A 19,076-nucleotide genomic window follows, 5' to 3' on the forward strand; every position below is an offset into this window, starting at 1 on the left:
GTGATGTATTAACTGGCATTCTGTTCAAACGCCTGCCCGATACCCCTTCTACGCAGCACCGCGCGGATTTCGTCGAGGATGGCAGGGTCGTCGATGGCAGAGGGCATGGTAAACGCTTCACCGTCGGCGAGTTGGCGTAGGGTTTTGCGCAGGATTTTGCCGGAGCGGGTCTTGGGCAGGCGCGCCACCACGGCCGCCTGCCGGAAGCACGCCACTGCCCCGATTTGCTCCCGGATCAGGCACACCAACTCTTGCTCCAGCTGCGGCTCCGCAATGGTCTGGCCGTCTTTGAGCACCACCAGCCCTACCGGCACCTGCCCACGCAGCGCGCAGGCAATGCCCAGCACGGCGCACTCGGCCACGGCTGGGTGGGCTGCCAGCAGCTCCTCCATCTCGCCGGTACTCAGGCGGTGGCCGGCCACGTTCATCACATCATCCACCCGGCCCATGATGTAGCAGTAGCCCTGCTCGTCGCGGTAGCCACCGTCGCCGGAGAGGTAGTAGCCGGGAAAGGTGTCGAGGTAGCTGCGCTGAAAACGGGCGTCGTCGTGCCAGAGGGTGGGCAGGCAGCCGGGCGGCAGCGGCAGGCGCACTGCTACCAGGCCGGTGGTGCCGCGCGGCACAAGCAGGCCGGCTTCGTCGAGAATCTGCACGTCGTAGCCGGGCACGGGGTGGCCGGCACTGCCGGCGCGGGGCGCGGGCATACTGGGCAAGCCTACCAGCGTAGCCAGCATCGGCCAGCCCGATTCCGTCTGCCACCAATGGTCTACCACGGGCACGCCCAGCGTGGCGCCGGCCCAGTCGTAGGTGGCGGGGTCGCACCGCTCGCCGGCCACAAACAGGTGGCGCAAACTGCTGAGGTCGTACTGCCCGGCCAGCTGGCCGGTAGGGTCTTCCTTCTTGATGGCCCGGATGGCAGTAGGCGCCGTGAACAGCACCCGCACCTGGTAGTCCTGGATGACGCGCCAGAACGTGCCGGCGTCGGGCGTGCGCACTGGCTTGCCCTCAAACAACACCGTGGTGCAGCCGTGCAGCAGCGGCCCGTACACGATGTAGCTGTGGCCCACCGCCCAGCCCAGGTCAGAGGCGGCCCAGAAGGTTTCGCCAGGCTGCACGCCGTAGATGGCGCTCATGCTGTACTTCAGGGCTACAGCGTGGCCGCCGTTGTCGCGCACCACGCCTTTGGGCTTGCCGGTGGTGCCGCTGGTGTACAGGATGTAGAGCGGGTCGGGAGCATCGAGGGGCACGGCTGCCACGGGCGCGGCCTGCAGCAGCGTCTGGAAATTCACGTCGCGCGGGGCCTGCATTTCCGCCACGCAGAAGTCGCGCTGCACCACCACCACGTGGGCAGGCTTGTGGGTGGCTTTGCTGATGGCAGCATCCACGAGCGGCTTGTAAGGAATGGGCTTGTCGACTTCCATCCCGGCCGAGGCGCAGACGATGACGCGAGGCTGGGCATCGTCAATGCGCACAGCCAGCTCGTGGGGCGCAAAGCCGCCAAACACCACCGAATGCACTGCGCCCAGTCGGGCGCAGGCCAGCATAGCCACCACCGCCTCGGGCATGTTGGGCATGTAGATGATAACCCGGTCGTGGCGCTGCACACCCACCTGGCGCAAGCCGCCGGCAAAACGGCTGGTCAGGTCCAGCAGCTCGCGGTAGGTGAAGCGGCGCACGGTGCCCGTCACCGGCGAATCATGGATGAGGGCCAGCTGCTCGGCGCGGCCGTTTTCTACGTGGTAATCCAGGCAGAGCCAGCTGGTATTGAGCTGCCCACCTTGGTACCAGCGGTAAAATCCGGTGTCAGCGGCCTGGCTGAGTACCGGCCGAGGTGGCTCCCGGAACCAGTGCAGCTGCTGCGCCTGCGAAGCCCAGAAAGCGTCGGGGTCCAGGAGGCTGGCGGCGTGCTCGGCGCGGTAAGAGTGATGGGCAGAGTTCATGGGGTGGGAAGCGGGATAGTGGGAAGCGGCGGACAGGAGGCAGTTTTCGGAAGCCCCGGGTGGCTAGCCGCTGCGGGCCAGCGGCAGCAGCTCCCGCACTTTTTCCATGAGTTGGCGGGTGCTGAACGGCTTAGGTAGGTAGAGGTCGGCGCCGGCGTCGTAGCCTTTCTGCACGTCGGCCTCCTTGCTTTTGGCTGACAGCATCACCACGCGGGTGGCAGTGCGGTCGGGGCGCTGGCGCAGGTGGCGGCATACCTGGTAGCCGTCCACGTCGGGCATCATGATATCGAGCAGCACCACATCGAAGGCGGTGTGGTCGATGGCCTCCAGGGCTTCGGTGCCATTGCGGGCGATGCTGACCTGATAGCCACTCTTGCGCATCAGAAATTCCAGCGACATGACGATGTTGGGTTCGTCATCGACAATGAGAATGTGCGGGACCGTAGGCATGGGAACGTTTGTTTTCGAAGGATAGGGCGGGTGGAGCGGAAGCACGTCATGCTGAGCTTGTCGAAGCATCTCTACCGCTTTGTTGCAGTAGTAAATCAACGAAGCGGTAGAGATGCTTCGACAAGCTCAGCATGACGTGCTTTTCAGCATGACGTACTTTTTGTTCTGGCACTCTCATAAAACCGGCAATTCAAACGAGAACCGGGCACCCTGCTCGGGTGCGCTTTCCACCCAGATGCGGCCGGCGTGCAGCTCCACTATTTTCTTGGTGATGGCCAGGCCCAGGCCCGAGCCTTCTGGCTTGCGCATGGTTTGGTTGCGGGCCTGGAAAAACTTGTCGAAGATGAGCTGGTGAAACTCCGGCGCAATGCCCTTACCGTTGTCCTGCACCGTGATGCGCAGCTGGTCAGCGGGGGTTTCCACGCTCACCAGAATGCGGCCGCCACCGTCGGCGCGGCACGATTTGACAGCGTTGGAAAGCAAATTCACCAGCACCTGCATCAGCCGGTCCCGGTCGCCGGAGAGGGGCGGCAAGCCGGGCGGCACGGCCAGATCGAGGTGGATGTGCTTGGCGCGCAGGAGCTGCCCCACAGCCTCCAGCGCATCGGTGATGACGTCGGCCACGTCCACCGGCGCTTTTTCCAGCGTGGCCTTGCCCGACTCGTACTTTTCCAGGTCCAGCACCAGCGTAATCAGGCGGCTTAGGCGCTCCGACTCCTTGGTGATGGTGAGCAGAAACCGGTGCTGCTCTTCTTCCTCCAGATCGGGGTTGTCGGTGAGGATTTCCGACAGCGCCCGGATGCTGGTGAGTGGCGTGCGCAGCTCGTGCGTGACGGTGTAGAGGAACTCGTCTTTGTGCTGATCCAGCTCCTGCAGCTGGTCGTAGGCGGCCTGCAACTCCTGGGTGAGGCGCTGCAGCTGCCGCTGCTGCTTCTGCAGTTGGCGGTTGGCCTCCAGCAGCTGTTGGCTTTCGCGCAGGATGCCTACCACGTTGTCGAAGCTGATATCCTCCACCCCTACCGACGAGCGCAGCAGCAGCCGCGCCGACGCCGGGCCTATGCTGCCGGCCAGCAATTTCTCGGCATAGGCCAGCAACCGCGGATCTGCCTGGAGGGGTGCGGGCACGCTGGCCGTATCGGGTGCGTGGGCATCCGGAAACCGTTGCTCGAAAGCCCGCAAGGCCTGGTTGGTGCGCTTTTTCCCAAGGAAGCCGGCCAGCAGTGCCCGCACATCGGGCAGGGCCGCGGCGCCCTGCCAGCCGGCCCGTCCTTCGAAGCCAGTGCCGTGCCGAAACACGTCTACAAACACGTCAGCTTGGTGCAGCTCCAGGTCGGTGGGCTGCTTCCACAACGACACACCCACGTACAGCGCCAGATTGAAAAACCAGCTCCAGAACAAGCCGTGTGACAGATAATCGAGCCCTTCGAGGTTGAAGAGTGCAAACGGCCGCAACCAGTGCAAGCCAAACAGCCCCTCGCGCAGCACGGTATCGGGCAGCAGCGCGGGGCCGACCAGCGTGGGCAGCACCAGCGTATAGAACCACACCACAAAGCCCGCCATAATGCCGGCCGTAGCACCCTGCCGGGTACCGCCTTTCCAGTAGAGGCCGCCCAACACCACCGGCACAAACTGCGCCACCGCCGCAAACGACACCAGCCCGATGTTCACCAGCGGCAGCAGGTGGCTGACTTCGACGTAGTAGCCGTAGGCCAGCAGCAACACCAGCACCACGGCCAGCCGGCGGCTATGCAGCGCCACTTGGCCCAAGTAAGCAAACCAGCGCGGCCCTTCGGCGCGGGCGGCCGGCACCCGCACCAGCAAGGGCATCAGCAGGTGGTTGCTCATCATCACGCTCAGGGCAATAGTTTCCACGATAATCATGCTGCTGGCCGCCGACAGCCCGCCCAGATAGATGAGCAGCGCCAGCCACGGCCGGCCCGCCTGCAGCGGCAACGCCAGCACAAATGTGTCGGCATCGAGTTGGCCGGCCCCGTCGAGCAGCCGCCCGCCAAAAGCCAGCGGCAGCACAAACAGATTGATAATGATGAGGTAGAGCGGAAACAGCCACATGGCCTTGCGCAGGTGGTTTTCGTTGACGTTTTCCACCACGGCCACCTGGAACTGACGCGGCAGCAGCAGGATGGCCGACATGCTCAGCAGCAGCAGCGTGAGCCACTGGCTGCCGCCGGTGCCCGCGCCCTGCAGCGTAAACAGTCGGCTGAGGTCGGGCACCTTGGCGGCCCGCTCAAACACGTCCGCAAACCCGTCAAACAGGCCATAGGTGACAAACAGGCCGGCCGCCAGAAACGCCACCAGCTTCACCAGGCTTTCCAGGGCCACGGCCAGCACCATGCCCTCGTGCCGCTCGGTGGCCTCAATGGAGCGCACCCCAAAAATGATGGTAAAAAACGCCAGCGCCACCGTGGTAGCAAACGCCGACGACACCGCCACGCTGCCCGAGGCCTGCAGCGTGCCACCGCCCCCGGTCAGGATGTCAAACGAGGCCGCAATGGCTTTGATTTGCAGCGAAATATAGGGCACCACACCCAGCACGCACACCACCGTCACGAGGGCGCCGAGCCAGGCGCTTTTGCCGTAGCGCGCCGAAATGAAATCGGCAATGGACGTGAGGCGCTGCACCCGGCAGATGCGGATGATTTTGCGCAGCACCAGCCACGCCATCGGGGCCATGAGCGTGGGCCCAAGGTAGATGCCCACAAACTCCAGCCCGAAGTATGCTGCCCGCCCCACCGAGCCATAGTACGTCCAGGCGGTGCAGTATACAGCCATGCTCAGGGCGTACACATACGGGTTGCTCACCAAGCTCCGCCGCGCCGAGCCGGCCCGCCGCTCCGCCGCATACGCCACCCCAAACAGCAGGACAAGGTAGCCGAACGAAAAGCTGATGACGAGCCAGGTGGGCATGAGGATGACTTGATGTAGTAATTAAGAATTTTCGGGCAGTTGGGGTTTACGAAGACGTTATGCTGCGCCTGCCGAAGCATGAAGGCTTCGCCTGAACTGTCCGACGAAGCGATAGACATGCTTCGTCAGGCTCAACATGACGCTCTGTTTTCCGAGGTTTTCCAATCATCTCCCTTTAGCTTTTAGCAGACTTACCCCGTACCAGCCAGCCCGTCAGGGCTACCAGCGACGCCCAGGCGAGCAACACGTAGAGGTAGAGTCCGGGAATACCGCCAATGCGTGTTTCCCGGTCGAAGGTGCCGAGGAACGGGAACGTGAGCAGCACCCCGAACAGCACAGCCACGAACAGCAGGCGCTGGCCAAGGCGCTGCTCCGGGCGGTCGGGCAATGGGCCGGATGGCAGCGGCGCAGGTCTGGTAGAAGCGGGTGGCAAAGGAGCGGCCATAACACAGCGTAAAAGGTGGTATTCGGCTTGCCAGCTAACACAAGGCAAACTGGCAAGGACCGGCCGAAACATACAAAATCCGCCGAACCAACGGCCCGGCGGATTTTGTATGTTTCGGCCGGGAGGGTTCAGCCTATTTTACGTCGCCGGAGTTTTCTTCCATCAGCTTCACGTTGCGCACGTCCTTCATCAGCGCCTGCCCGATAAACCAGCAGATCAGGGCAATGATGACCGGATAAAGCAGGCCAGCGAAACTGCTGTAGGTTTTAAACAGCGTGCCTTCGGGCTGGGCCGCGGCGCGCAGCGTAAGGGCCGTGGCAATGAAGGGCACGAAGCCCCCGAATACGCCGTTGCCGATGTGGTACGGCAGCGAGAGGCTGGTGTAGCGCACTTTCGTGGGGAACAGCTCTACCAGATAAGCCGCAATCGGGCCGTAAGCCATGGTCACGAACAGCACCAAACAGAATGTCAGCACTGTCATGGGCACGAGGCTCGGCGAAAGGGCTTTCATTACGGCGGGAACGGCTTTGCCGGTGGCATCCACGGTGGCAGCGGCGGTTTCGGTGAGTGGGCCGGCAAACGCCTTGAGGCCGTAGAAAATCGGAATGGTGAACAGCGCGCCGCAGAGCAAACCCATCATGATGATCTTTTTGCGCCCGATACGGTCCGAGAGACTACCGAAATACACGAAGAACGGCGTAGCCAGCAGCAGCGCAATGCACAGCACCAGCGAGGCATCCACGAGGTCGAGCTTGAGCGTGTTCTGCATAAACGAGTAGGCGTAGAACTGGCCGGTGTACCACACCACACCCTGGCCCATGGTGGCGCCGAACAGCGAAATGAGCACGAGGCGGCGGTTTACGGGGTTCACGAACGACTCGCGCAGTGGGTTGGTGCTGGTTTTACCCTCTGCCTTGGCTTTGGCAAACAGCGGCGACTCGTGCAGCTTGCGGCGGATGTAGTAGGAAGCAATTACCAACAGACCCGACAGCAGGAACGGAATGCGCCAGCCCCACTCCTTAAAGGCATCCTCACCCATGGTTTTGCGGGTCGTGATAATCACCAGAATGCTCAGAAACAGGCCGGCCGTGGCCGTAATCTGAATGAACGAAGTGTAGTAGCCCCGCTTGTTGTCCGGCGAGTGCTCAGCCACATACGTAGTGGCGCCGCCGTACTCACCACCCAGCGCCAGACCCTGCAGCAGGCGCAGCAAGGTCACGATGATGGGAGCCGCCACCCCGATTTTGTCGTAGCTTGGAATCAAACCCGTCACGAACGTGGCGCCGCCCATGATGAGCAGCGTCAGCAGAAACGTGTACTTCCGCCCGATCATGTCGCCGATGCGGCCAAAGAACACGGCACCAAATGGCCGCACCACGAAACCGGCCCCAAACACAGCCAGCGTACCCAGAATGGTGTCCTCAATCTTGCCCGTTGAGCCGAACAGCACCGGCCCGATGATGGCGGCCAGCGAACCGAAAATGTAGAAGTCGTACCACTCGATTACGGTGCCTACTGAGGAAGCCGTAATCACCTGCCAGATCTTGCTGGTCGAAACGTCGTTGTTGTCGTGGCTCACGGCCTCGGCCGTGCCAGCCACGGGAGTGGCTCCGGAGTATGCTCCGGAATCACGCTGCGGTAGGTTTTGGTTCATGGTGGGCAGAAATGAAGTGGGAAGATGGATGATGAGCGCCAACACCACGTACGGCGCAGGAATCAGTGGCTTTCAACCACTGATTCCTGAGGCCATGGCGGCAGTCTGCAGCAAAATGTTTTACAGGGCAACCTGCGTCTGGAGCGTAATTTCCGGCTTGTAGTTCACGTTGTTCACGTCCGTAAAATCGGGCCGGGCGCGGTAGTTGAGCGTGAATTTGGCGTTGTGGCCATCAACGTAGAAGTTGGCGCCGGCATCGAAGATGTTCACGTTCTGCTGCTCCCCGTCGGACTTGCGCAGGCCTTCGTAGCCGGCCAGTAGGTGCGAGGCGTAGGGCTGCACCCGCAGCTTGGGGCCCAGCAGGCTCTTAGGCAGCAGATAGCCGGCCTGCACGTAGCCCACGTTGCCGGTGCCGGAGTGCGGCACGGCATTGCCGCGGCGGGCATCCGTGCCCCAGCCAGGGTTCGAGGCCCCGATGAAACGGGTATGATTGGGGCCCATGTTGTAGTTGTAGTACACTGCGTAGGCCGTGAAAGCCGTACCGGTTTCCTTGTTGACCGGTGTATCAAAGAACACATCAGCCGAAAACAAAGCAATATCGTGCTTCTCGGTAGGCACTGTGTTAAAAGCGCTGGTACCGGCGGCGTTAGCCGCCGTGATACCCGCGGCATCCAAAACGCTGCTATTCGGGCGCGACACCATTCCGTCCTTGTTGTAGAAGAAGCCGGCCCCGATGTTGAACACGCGCTTAGAGCCCAGGTATGTGCCTACATTGAATGGCAGCAGGTTGGCTTCCTGCTCCAGAAATTCGTAGCTGGCGTAGCCTTGGTACACATGGTTGGTGCCTTGCGGATTGTACTGTGCCACATTGGTGCCCGTATTCACGGCCGCGCTACCCGTACCGGTGGTAGTGCCCAAGCCAAGCGGCGTGCTGAAGGCACCGGTTTGGTTGGTCAGGAATGATTCGTTGACCGACAGTACGTAATCGAGCTTGCCGACGCGACCTTTGCCGTACACGCCAATGCCCCGCACAAACTGGTCGATGGCTTCAATAACGGGCCAGTTGGTGAGCGGCGCGTCCAGCGTGAGGTAGTTGATGGTGCTGGAGCGCGTCATGCGCGAGAGGCCATTCTGGTAGTGCATGCCGGCCCCCAGGTTCAGGTACTTGTTCACCTTGTACTCTACCACCGCCTCGTGCACAAACAGCTGCGGCTTCTTGCCATCCACGGCCGGGGCCGTACCGCCGCTCACGGCCGTCTGGTTGTTGATGCCGATGTGGGTGTACACCAGAAACCGCGGATTCAGCTGCGACAGCACAATAAAGCGGGAGCGGCGCAAAGCAAAGTCCACCTGATCGGACTGGGGCTTGCCAGGGGCGCGCAGGGTTCCGGTGTTGTTTTCAGTGTAGCGGGCCCATACCTGGTGCCAGGTGATAAAGCGGATATACTTAGAGCCGTCAGCCGAGATATTCACTTTCATACCTGGCCCGTAGGGCGCCGACTCGGTGGGTGGCGGCGGCGTGGCGGCTACCACCGGGACCGGAGCTGCGGGAGCCGGAGCGGGCGGGGTAGTGCTTGGTGGCGGAGTAGGCGCCACTTGGGCAGACGCGCCGGCTGCTGACAGCAGCGCGCCTAAAGCCAGCGCATAACGGGTATTTTGCATGGTGAAGGTGGTGGGAATGAATGTGGAAGAAGGTCAGGAAAGACAACCCGCGCCTCGTGGAGGCCAGAACGTGCCGTCAAGTAGTAGAATCCTCCCACAGAAGCCACCCATTTGCTATAGTTCCGCTAAGCGCTATAGCCCCTACCCTTGCCGAAACCGTTCCCAGCGGATCATCATATACTTGTCGCCCAGCTCCGTTACCATTAATCCCGCCTCCTTCAGGTTTTCCGGCTTCTGAAAAAACTCCGCCAACTCTTTCTGGTTAAGTATTTTATAGGTTGGATGATATTCCGTCTGGCGCGGAGCTTTGACCCCGTATTTCTTTACCCAATTCATCACGCTCACATGGCTCACCCCCAGCAGCCGCTCGATTTCGCGGTAGCTGACTCCCTCAACGTAGAGTTGTAAGGCCTTAATGACATAGTATGGATTGGTTTCCTTGCCCGTCTTGGCTACCGAGTAATGGTAACCGCAATTTCGGCACTTAAAACGCTGCCGACCGCCCACAATACCGCTTTTAGTGGCTTCTTTGGATTCACACTTAGGGCAGCTGATCTGTGACATGGAGTGGTGAGTGAGGACTTACAAAATATCTATAGCTATTTAGTAAAGATATAGTATTTTAGCAAAAAAACGTTTCTATTCGCTATTTCAATCGGGTAGCCATGAGAGTCATCAAGCACCGTAAAACCACTTACTATCGGGATTGTAAAAAGATACGTGGTGGCAAACGGCACCTGAGGAGGCTACAGAACGAAAGCACCTAGGCAGCAGCCCTTTCTACTGATGCTCTGTTGAACCGTCGCTATTACTACGAAAAACTTGGGCTTCACCCCTAGCACTGGCACCATCGGCAACCACCGAAACGGGTGCGGCAGCTGGCCGCCCAGTACCTGCTCACCACCTTTTTCAACTGGCAGCAACAGCTACAAGCGCAGCCGGAGCCATTCTATCTGGCTACCTGGCTGGTACAGGGGCCCGAGTTTGCGCACAGCTCGCAGGTTGTTGTGGGCATACAGAAAAAGATAGAGTGGTACTCCGCGCGCTTTGGCGACCCGGATCCGGCTGGTCCTCCGCTGCCGCCAGAATACCGCGCATTGCCCGGCGCGGATACGCTAACGTGGCAGCCCTACCCCTGGGAAGTTCTGGTAGACTCATTTGATTACCCGGCTGGCTGGCCGGCCTGGGCGCTGGAAAAACCGCATTACCTCTGTCAGCCAGAGGACAATGATGCGTACCTGCTGGTGCAAACCGGCTGGGTGTGGGTGGGGCAGGCTCTCGGAGCTACGGCCTCAGCCACGTAGCAGCGTAGCCAGCAGCGCGTCTACGGCCAAAGCCAGGCGGCGCATGTCCAGGCGGGCCAGGGTGTCGGTTGGCTGGTGGTAGTGCTTGTTGCGGTAGAAGGCCGTGTCGGTGAGCAGCACGGCCGGGTAGCCGAACTGCCAGTAGTTGAGGTGGTCGGAGAAGTCGATGCCGGGCAGCCAGGCCGGGGCCTTGAAGCGCCGCACGGGCAGCGTGGCCAGGCCTTTGTAGCGGCGCGCAAACTGCCGCCCAAAGCGCCCGTTACCGAATTTCTGGGCCACCGTCACATAGTTGCCGCGGCTACCATAAATCCATTCCAACGGCCCAAATGGATACTCCTGGCTGCCTCGGCGGTCATCGTAGTAGCCCAGCATTTCCAGGGCCACCATCCCACGGATAGGGACGCCGGCCTCGTGCAGAGCGCGAGCATGCACATAGCTGCCCATTTGCGGCGTCCGGAAAAACGGGGGCTCCTCCAGCGTGTAGGCTACCAACTCGATGCCGTAGGGCAGCGCCGGCTGCTGCCCTAGCAGCCGGGCCAGTTCCAGCAGCGCTGCCACGCCGGTACCGTTGTCGTCGGCGCCGGGCTGCTCGCCGCACACATCATAGTGCGCCCCAATAATCAGCCGCGGGCCAGTGGCAGGACCGAAGCGGCCCACAACGTTGTAATAGGTAGCGCCCTGCACTTCGTAGGGCTGCCGTGTGGGTTGGGCACCCAGCGCTTTCAACTGCTGTTCTATGTAGCTGGCTGCCAGGTTGAGGCTGGGCAGGTGCTGGTAGTTGCGCGGCTCGGGCGTACTGGTAAGTGCTATTAGATGCTGGCGCAGCCGGCTGGTATCGGCCGTAGCAATGACGGGCGCAGCAATAGGCGCGGCTACGGCAGCAGACAATGGCCCCGACAGGCTGGCAAGTAGCAACTGAAACATACGCCTGCGCATCAGATAGCCTGAGAAGAAGAAACGAAACCGGTAATATAGGATTTGAACTTGTTAAACACGAAACACAGCCTCCGGCCTCACCGGCAAGCTTGCCACGCGTTGCGCCGCTGGTTACCTTCACGCATGACTATACGCCGTTGGCTGCCGTTGCTGGGTGTTTTGGTAGTGTTGGCTGGTATTCCGGCAGCAGCTCAGAGCCCCGAGTCCGGGCCAGTGCGGCGGGCCCTGGCTCAGGCTACCACCGACACGGCCCGGGTGCTGCTGCTTGCCGACCTGAGTGCCACCTACCGCTACTCACGCTTCGATTCGGTTCGGTTTTATGCGCAGCGCGGGTTGCAGCTGGCCCGGCGCATCGGCTATGCCAAGGGCGAAGGGCGCTGCCTGTCCCGGCTGGGCATTCTGATGGGCGAACGAGGCAACCTGCCGGCGGCGCTGCGCATCAACCTGCAGGCCCAGCAGCTCAACGAAGACAGCAACGATTGGGTGGGTACCGCCCGCACCCTCAACCAAACGGGTTTGCTCTATTTCGCGCTCGACGATTTTCGGCCGGCGCTGCGCTACTTTTTTCGGGCGCTGCACTTGTACAAGCAAAGCAGCAGCCCCGACGACTCCCAGTTGATCAGTGTGCTTACCAACATAGGCGCCAGCTACGAGGGCCTGCAGCAGCTGGATTCAGCCACTTACTACCTCGATAAGGCCCATGCCCTCACCATCGCGCCACATCCGCGTGGCTGGAGCTGCTGGGGCAACCCGCTGCCGTATGTGCTGCGCGAAATAGGCTTGCTGCACGCCTCGCGCGGGCAGAGCCTCCAGGCCATTGCCTACTATCACCGCAGTGCCACAGCTTCTGTGCCCGAAAACGACCAGCGCAGCCGCAGCCGCGCCTACCAGTACCTGGCCGAGCTCTACCACAAACGCCAGATGCCCGATTCCAGCATTCACTATGCCCGGCGGGCGCTGGCAGTAGGCCAGACACTCCCCTTTATGCTGGGTATTTTGCGCAACAGTGCCCTGCTGGCCAACGCCTATGAGCTGCAGCGCCGCCCCGATAGCACGCTCAAGTACCTGCGCATTATGCTCACGGCCCAGGACAGTCTGCATGATCCGAAGCGCATCAAACAGCTTGATGCTATTGGGTTTGCCGAACAGCAGCGCCTACGGCAGCTTGAAGAAGAAAGCTCTCGTCTGGACAACTCTGTCCGGCTGTATCTGCTGTGGGCCGGGCTGGGGGTGCTGGCGCTGGTCGCGGGGCTGCTAAGTGGCTATATCTGGCGGCAGCGCCGGGCCAATCAGTTGCTGCAGCAGCTCAACAGCCAGATAACCGAGCAAAAAAGCCAGCTTACCCACCAGCGCGACCGACTGGCGCTCATGCTTCAGGAGCTACGGGCTGCCCAGAGCCAGCTGGTGCTACGCGAGAAAATGGCGACTCTCGGGGAGCTGATGACCGGCGTGGCCCAGGAAATCCAGAACCCAATGAATAATGTCCGGAACCTGGCGGCTATCAGCGTGGATTTGTGTCAGGAAATCCGGGAAGAGCTGGCCAAGCTGCCGCTGGCCTTGGATGAGCAGCAGGATATCGAGGGCATGTTCGAGAACCTGAGCCGTTACCAGACGCGCATCGTAAAGCACAGCCAGCGCGCCGACGACATTGTGGCCGGTATGCTGGACTATTCCAGCAGCAGCCCCGCCCAGCGCCAGCCCACCGACCTTAATGTACTGGCCAATGAGTACATGCGCCTTGTCTATCACGACCAGCGGCTGAAAAACCGCCATTTCAACGCGGCCCTGCTGCCGCGCCTCTCACCCGACCTGCCCATGGTGCCGCTGGTGCGCCAGGATGTGGGCCGGGTGCTGGTCAGCCTCTTTACCAACGCATTCTACGCCGTGCAGCAGCGCCAGCGCCTGGGCCTCGACGACGAGTATGTGCCCCAGGTGATTCTGGCTACGCATGTTGTTGATGGCTGCGTGGAAGTGCGGGTGCGCGACAATGGCCTGGGCATTTCGGCGGCGGCGCAGGCCAACGTGTTTCAGCGCTTTTTCACTACCAAACCCAGTGGTGAAGGTATCGGGTTGGGGCTGGCTGTCAGCTACGACATTATTACACGCGGCCACGGCGGTACGCTCCGAGTGGAAAGCCAGGAAGGCGAGTACACCGAATTCATCATGCAGCTGCCGCTGGAAGCCAAAGCAACGCCCATCCACTGGAGCAGCCCCGCCTAAAAACCATTCTACCGGCGTATTGTGGCATATTTGCAGGCCCAAAGGGCTTGTCTTTTTCACTCTTCCTCTTGCTTATGCCTGCTGCCTTCCGCACCATCGTTCCTTCCGAGCTCAGCCCCACCGACTGGCACCCGTTTATGGTGGGCGCCGTGGCGCCGCGCCCGGTGGCCTTCGTGAGCACCGTGGCCGCCGATGGCAGCGTGAACCTGAGCCCGTACAGCTTCTTCAACTGCTTCGGCTCCAACCCGCCCATCCTGGCTTTCTCGCCGGCCAACCGCGTGCGTGACAACTCCCAAAAGCACACGCTGCAGAACGTGCGCGAGGTACCCGAGTGCGTGGTGCACATCTGCGACTACGCCATGGTCGAGCAGATGTCGTTGGCCAGCACCGAGTATGCTAAAGGCGTGAATGAGTTCGTGAAAGCCGGCTTCACAGAAGCGCCCAGCCAGCTGGTGCAACCGCCGCGCGTGCTGGAGGCACCGGCCGCCTTCGAGTGCGTGGTGGAGCAGGTGATTGAGTTGGGCCAGAACAACGGTGCTGGCAACCTCGTGCTGTGCCGTGTGGTGCTGGCCCACTTCCGCGAAGACATCATCCTACCGTCCGATATCGGCATCGACCCACGCAAGCTCGACGCCGTGGCCCGGCTCGGCGGCGACTGGTACAGCCGCTCGGCCGAAACCCTGTTCGAGGTGCCCAAGCCCAACCGCCGCCTCGGCATCGGCTTCGACCAGCTCCCAGCGCACCTGCGCGAGTCCACCATCCTAACCGGCAACAACCTGGGCCGCCTCGCCAACATCGAAGCGGAAGCCATGCCCACGCCCGAGCAGGTGCAGGCGTTCCGCCAGGATCCAATGGTGAGCTACACCCTCAGCAAGCACGCCGCCAACCAGCCCGAGCAGCGCCGCCAGCTAACACTGCTGGGCCAGAAACTGCTGGAAGAAGGCAATATGCCGGACGCGTGGAAGGTGCTGCTGCTGGCGGCGGAGTAAGCAGTTAAGCTCACATACCCTTGTACCATTCAGGAAGATAAGGCGCTCAGCGCACTATGGTATAAGGTATTCGTATGTGGAAGGTAGTGTCCTGATCCACCAGTCGAAACGTAACAGAGCCGTCCCAACTGGTCCGCATTGTGTCCATGCCCAGACGTAAAGCTGGTGGCGCAGGAAATGCTACTCGCCCTACCCCATCCAAGTCTACTGCAATCGAACGTCCGTTGGCAGTCATCCGCATGTTCCGGGCATCGGTGGTGTGTTGAACAAGCATCAGCACTGCCCTGTACGTTTCGCCTGCACGTACCACATTTGATTGAGAGCTGGCAAAGACTCCTATCCGGTCTGTGATAATCTGGTATCCGCATCCTATACGCTGTGCCTGGTTTTCCAGAATAGTACCTCCCAGCCGCAGTACTTCTGCCTCCTGCTGCGCCAACACAGCCAGCACTTCAGCCGCCCCAGCATCCTCGAAATAAAACCGGCGGTAATCGGCGGTACTGACTGGGGTTCGGCTGGCTATGGTTGGGTGCACAGCATCCTCCGGCAGTAGCCAGGGCAGCTGCTCTGTCTGCGGCGCCAGCTGCTGCATATAGTCCGTGTAAGCGCGCAGATGTGCATACAAGCTATCAAATGATACGGGAGAGTTGGTCGGCAGCAGCGTATCATCCACAACCTGTTGGCTACCCAACTCACGCGGGTGATATTCGCCGCCCAAGCGGGCCAGCAGCGCTGCCCGCATCCGGCGCAGCCGCTCCGAAACAGCTTGCGTGCGCTGCAGGATAGCCCGGGCCTGCGCCAGTACCGCCAGATCCCGCGGCGCGTTGCGGTTGCGCTCCACATTAGCCTGAATCCTTTTCACGGTGGCGCCAGCCTCACGCAGGGCCCGGTCGTTGGCGCGCTGCTGCGTGTCGGCTAGTAGCTTTAGGCGCAGCATGCGCGGGTCGGGCTCGGGGCTGCAAGAAACCAGATTGCTGCTTACCAGCAGCAATAGCAACAAAGAGCAGAATATACGCATAGCCATAAAACGAAAAGGCCCGCGCTTTAGCGCAGGCCCTCAACTTACCGAATCGTCCACAACATCCGTGTCAATTTGCAAAATTCGCGTACTTAATTGCGAACCGCAATCATCAGCCCCAGCTCTTTGTAGCGCATGTTGAAGCGCTTGGCGATGGTGGCATTGGTGAGCGAGCCTTTGTAGATGTAGACGCCGCTGCGGAAGTGCTCATTCGTGAACAGCACCTCGTTGATGCCACCGTGCTGGCTTATTTCCTGCAGAATGGGCGTGAAAATGTTGCTTAGCGCGTTGGTAGCAGTGCGCGGCACGCGGCTGGCAATGTTGGGCACGCAGTAGTGAATCACGTCGTATTTGCGGAAGACGGGCTTGCTGTGGCTGGTCATCTCGCTGGTTTCAAAGCAGCCGCCCTGGTCGATGCTCACGTCGATGATGACCGAGCCGGGCGCCATGCTGGCTACCATGCTTTCGGGCACCATGAACGGCACGCGGCCCTCTTCGGCATTGAGGGCCCCAATCACCACATCGGCGCGGCGCAGCTGCTGGCTGAGGGCAAACGTGTCGAGGGTGCTGGTGTAGAGCTGGGTGCCCAGATTCTGCTTGAGGCGGCGCAGCTTGTAGAGGTGGTTGTCGAACACCTTCACCTCGGCACCCAGGCCGGTAGCGGCGCGGGCGGCGTACTCGGCTACGGTACCAGCCCCCAGAATCACGACCTGCGACGGCGGCACGCCCGTAATGCCGCCCAGAATGATGCCCTTACCCTCGTTGGAGCGCGCCAGATATTCGGCCGCAATCAGCATGACGGTGGAGCCTGCAATTTCGCTCATGGCGCGCACCACTGGCCGCGCCCCGCTCGGGTCCTTGATCAGCTCGAAGCTGATGGCATTCACCTTTTTGCGGGTGAGAGCCATGACGTATTCCGAAGTGAGCGTGCCGAACTGCAAGGCCGAAATCAGGGTCTGGTTGGCGTGCAGAAACTCGATTTCATCGTGGGTGGGCGGGGCCACTTTCAGGATGAGGTCGGCCTCGTACACTTCCTTCTGCGAGTAGGCAATGGTGGCGCCGGCCTCGGAGTAGTTATGGTCGGAGTACTTGCTGGGCTCCCCGGCCCCGCTTTCCATGATGATTTCGTGGCCTTCCTCCACCAGATGCTTCACGGCCTCGGGCGTGAGGCAGATGCGGTTTTCCTGCAACGACGTCTCGCGCGGCAACCCGATAAACAGCTTGCGCTTCCGGGTTTCCACCGCCAGCATGGATTCCTGCGTGAAGTAGGCGCGGCCCGTAGCCAGCGACTCGAATCCGGGGGGTACTGCGTCGGGCATTTTTTTCAATTAAAAATTGAGAATTAAAAATTAAAAATCGAGACCATTGCACTTACACAACTCATTCGGAGAAAAGGGTTTCAGGCAATTTTTAATTTTTAATTCTCAATTTTTAATTCCCTTGATGAAGGTCCGGTGACGGTGAGCGTGAGGAGTAGTCGTTCGGGGGGCAGCAGCGCCTCAATGCGGCTGGGCCACTCGATTAGGCAAAGATAGCCGGAATCGAAGTACTCCAACGCGCCAATATCCTCGGCTTCGCCGGGATGGTTGAGGCGGTAGAAGTCGAAGTGATAGATGGGCTGGTTGCGGGCGTCGCGGTACTCATTTACCAATGAGAAGGTGGGGCTGCTGACCTCGTCCTCGGGCACGCCCAGGCTGGCGCACAGCGCCTTGATAAACGTGGTTTTGCCGGCCCCCATTTCGCCCTCGAAGCACACGATGGAGCGGCCCTGAATGGCATCCCGGACCTGATTGGCGACGGTGGGCAGGGCCTGCAGGCTGGATATATCTAGTGTCAGCATACGAGTTCAAAGGTTGGGGTTGCAAGGTAGCACGCAGCAGAGAGTCATTCGGCACCTTGGCAGCAGCAGTATCGGCAGCTTTGCCGGCAGCCGGAATTTTTCCACCACCCCGTTCTTCCTACATTTGGCTTATCATAAACTATCTTTCTCATGCAAGTTTCGCGAATGGCCGGCAGCCTCATCGGCTCGGAAATCATTAAAATCGGCAACGAAGTAAACGACATGATCCGCCGGGGAGAGCAGATCTGCAACCTGACCATCGGCGACTTCGACCCCGCCATTTTCCCGATTCCGGCCGCGCTCGAAACTGAAATCACCAACGCCTACCAGGCCGGCCACACCAACTATCCGCCCGCCAACGGCATGGCTGCCCTGCGCGAAGCTGCTACCGCCTTCACCAAGGAGCGCCTGGGCCTCGACTACTCGCCCAATGATGTGCTGGTGGCCGGCGGCTCGCGCCCCCTCATCTACGCCACCTACCTGGCCCTGGTAGACCCCGGCGACCGGGTGGTGTTTCCGGTACCAAGCTGGAACAACAACCACTACTGCCACCTCTCGGGCGCCACGGCCGTGATGGTGGAAACCCGGCCCGAAAACAATTTTATGCCCACGGCCGAGGAACTGGCCCCGCACCTGGCCGGCGCCACGCTGCTGGCCCTCTGCTCGCCGCTCAACCCCACCGGCACCGTCTTCACCCGCGACAACCTGCTAGCCATCTGCGACCTGGTACTGGCCGAAAACCAACGCCGCCAGCCCGGCGAAAAGCCGCTCTACCTGCTCTACGACCAGATTTACTGGATGCTCACCTTCGGCCAGACCGAGCACTTCGACCCAGTGAACCTGCGCCCCGAGCTGCGCAACTACGTAGTGTACATCGACGGCATCTCGAAGTGCTTGGCCGCTACCGGCGTGCGGGTGGGTTATGCGTTCGGGCCGGCCGTCGTGATTGACAAGATGAAGGCCATTCTGGGCCATGTGGGCGCCTGGGCCCCCAAAGCCGAGCAGGTAGCCACCGCCAAATTCCTGCCTGACACGCCGGCCGTCGATGGGTTCATTGGCGAGTTCAAGGAGAAAATCCAGCGCAGCCTTGATAGTCTGCATACGGGCCTGCAGGAGCTGAAGGCCGCCGGCTACCCCGTAGATTCCATCGTGCCGATGGGCGCCATCTACCTCACGGCCCGCCTTGATGTGCTGGGCAAAACTACCCCGGCCGGTCAGGTGCTTAGTACCGCCAAGGAGCTGACTTCCTACCTGATCAGCGACGCCGGGCTGGCGCTGGTGCCGTTCAGCGCCTTCGGCACGGCCGGCACGGCGCCCTGGTTCCGCATGTCGATAGGCGGCGCGTCCCTGGAGTCGATTGAGGCGGCGCTGCCCCGTTTGCGGGCCGCGCTGGACGCTTTGCGGTAGTCGTGTTCGTACATCTTTTGGCAGTTCGGCTTTGGGGCTCAACTGGCAAATTGTGGTGTTGTAAAGTCTCCAACCAGCTTGGTTGGAGACTTTTTTGTTGGCTGGCGGCGTCCAAACCCGGTTACGTCTTCCGGTAGCTAGCCAATTGATGGCTGGTTCCGCGACGCGGCATAGATGGAATGCCTTTGGGCTTATGAAATAATTACTTACGTGGCATTTTAACCGGAACCTGGTTTGTCCCTATCTTTCGTAGCGTTAAGTAGTACCGGTTTTAGTTTGGCGGCGC

At 61.0% G+C, this 19,076-nt stretch carries 15 protein-coding genes; 4 read left to right on the top strand and 11 right to left on the bottom strand.

Annotation, left to right across the window (positions count from 1 at the left end; all coding sequences use genetic code 11):
- Positions 1-8 precede the first annotated feature (8 nt).
- From H8B14_RS15280 to H8B14_RS15310, 7 genes are all read right to left on the bottom strand, one after another.
- Positions 9-1,940 (bottom strand): AMP-binding protein, encoded by a 1,932-nt coding sequence (locus H8B14_RS15280; protein ID WP_187316525.1) that lies wholly within the window; start codon positions 1,938-1,940, stop codon positions 9-11.
- Positions 1,941-2,003: 63 nt separating this feature from the next.
- Positions 2,004-2,390 carry a response regulator transcription factor gene (locus H8B14_RS15285; protein WP_187316526.1) on the bottom strand — a complete coding sequence of 129 codons (387 nt, stop codon included), beginning with the start codon at positions 2,388-2,390 and terminating at the stop codon, positions 2,004-2,006.
- A 174-nt stretch (positions 2,391-2,564) separates the two neighbouring features.
- A complete protein-coding gene (locus H8B14_RS15290; protein WP_187316527.1) occupies positions 2,565-5,315 on the bottom strand; it encodes a sensor histidine kinase in 2,751 nt (916 codons plus the stop codon).
- Between the two features lie 175 nt (positions 5,316-5,490).
- Entirely contained in the window at positions 5,491-5,760 is a 270-nt protein-coding gene (locus H8B14_RS15295; protein ID WP_261990040.1) for a hypothetical protein, read from the bottom strand.
- A 133-nt stretch (positions 5,761-5,893) separates the two neighbouring features.
- Positions 5,894-7,414 carry an MFS transporter gene (locus H8B14_RS15300; protein WP_187316528.1) on the bottom strand — a complete coding sequence of 507 codons (1,521 nt, stop codon included), beginning with the start codon at positions 7,412-7,414 and terminating at the stop codon, positions 5,894-5,896.
- 120 nt (positions 7,415-7,534) lie between these two features.
- Positions 7,535-9,076, bottom strand: coding sequence for a hypothetical protein (locus tag H8B14_RS15305; RefSeq protein WP_261990041.1), 1,542 nt, complete (start codon positions 9,074-9,076; stop codon positions 7,535-7,537).
- A 141-nt stretch (positions 9,077-9,217) separates the two neighbouring features.
- The gene (locus H8B14_RS15310) at positions 9,218-9,640 is read right to left on the bottom strand and encodes an IS1/IS1595 family N-terminal zinc-binding domain-containing protein (RefSeq protein ID WP_187316529.1); all 423 of its coding nucleotides are present in this window, start codon (positions 9,638-9,640) and stop codon (positions 9,218-9,220) included.
- 305 nt (positions 9,641-9,945) lie between these two features.
- On the opposite strand from H8B14_RS15310, the gene H8B14_RS15315 reads away from it, so the two are divergent.
- Positions 9,946-10,380 carry a hypothetical protein gene (locus H8B14_RS15315; RefSeq protein ID WP_187316530.1) on the top strand — a complete coding sequence of 145 codons (435 nt, stop codon included), beginning with the start codon at positions 9,946-9,948 and terminating at the stop codon, positions 10,378-10,380.
- Here H8B14_RS15315 and H8B14_RS15320 read toward each other — a convergent pair.
- Positions 10,369-11,304: a M28 family peptidase gene (locus H8B14_RS15320; protein WP_261990042.1), complete on the bottom strand. Its 936-nt coding sequence runs from the start codon at positions 11,302-11,304 to the stop codon at positions 10,369-10,371. The genes H8B14_RS15315 and H8B14_RS15320 overlap by 12 nt on opposite strands.
- Positions 11,305-11,439: 135 nt before the next feature.
- Here H8B14_RS15320 and H8B14_RS15325 point away from each other — a divergent pair, with 135 nt between their 5' ends.
- Positions 11,440-13,536: an ATP-binding protein gene (locus tag H8B14_RS15325; protein ID WP_187316532.1), complete on the top strand. Its 2,097-nt coding sequence runs from the start codon at positions 11,440-11,442 to the stop codon at positions 13,534-13,536.
- A 74-nt stretch (positions 13,537-13,610) separates the two neighbouring features.
- A complete protein-coding gene (locus H8B14_RS15330; protein ID WP_187316533.1) occupies positions 13,611-14,525 on the top strand; it encodes a flavin reductase family protein in 915 nt (304 codons plus the stop codon).
- Positions 14,526-14,571: 46 nt separating this feature from the next.
- Here H8B14_RS15330 and H8B14_RS15335 read toward each other — a convergent pair whose 3' ends face one another.
- The 3 genes from H8B14_RS15335 to tsaE form a co-directional block, all read right to left on the bottom strand.
- Complete coding sequence (locus tag H8B14_RS15335; RefSeq protein ID WP_187316534.1) at positions 14,572-15,543, bottom strand: hypothetical protein; 972 nt, start codon at positions 15,541-15,543, stop codon at positions 14,572-14,574.
- A gap of 92 nt (positions 15,544-15,635) precedes the next feature.
- Positions 15,636-16,862 carry an alanine dehydrogenase gene (locus H8B14_RS15340; RefSeq protein WP_187316535.1) on the bottom strand — a complete coding sequence of 409 codons (1,227 nt, stop codon included), beginning with the start codon at positions 16,860-16,862 and terminating at the stop codon, positions 15,636-15,638.
- A gap of 98 nt (positions 16,863-16,960) precedes the next feature.
- Positions 16,961-17,383, bottom strand: a complete 423-nt coding sequence (tsaE, locus tag H8B14_RS15345; RefSeq protein ID WP_187316536.1) for a tRNA (adenosine(37)-N6)-threonylcarbamoyltransferase complex ATPase subunit type 1 TsaE — start codon at positions 17,381-17,383, stop codon at positions 16,961-16,963.
- Positions 17,384-17,533: 150 nt separating this feature from the next.
- Between tsaE and H8B14_RS15350 the strand changes: the two genes are divergently transcribed.
- The gene (locus H8B14_RS15350) at positions 17,534-18,790 is read left to right on the top strand and encodes a pyridoxal phosphate-dependent aminotransferase (protein ID WP_187316537.1); all 1,257 of its coding nucleotides are present in this window, start codon (positions 17,534-17,536) and stop codon (positions 18,788-18,790) included.
- Positions 18,791-19,076 lie beyond the last annotated feature (286 nt).

Source organism: Hymenobacter puniceus, from assembly GCF_014333525.1.
Lineage (GTDB): Bacteria > Bacteroidota > Bacteroidia > Cytophagales > Hymenobacteraceae > Hymenobacter.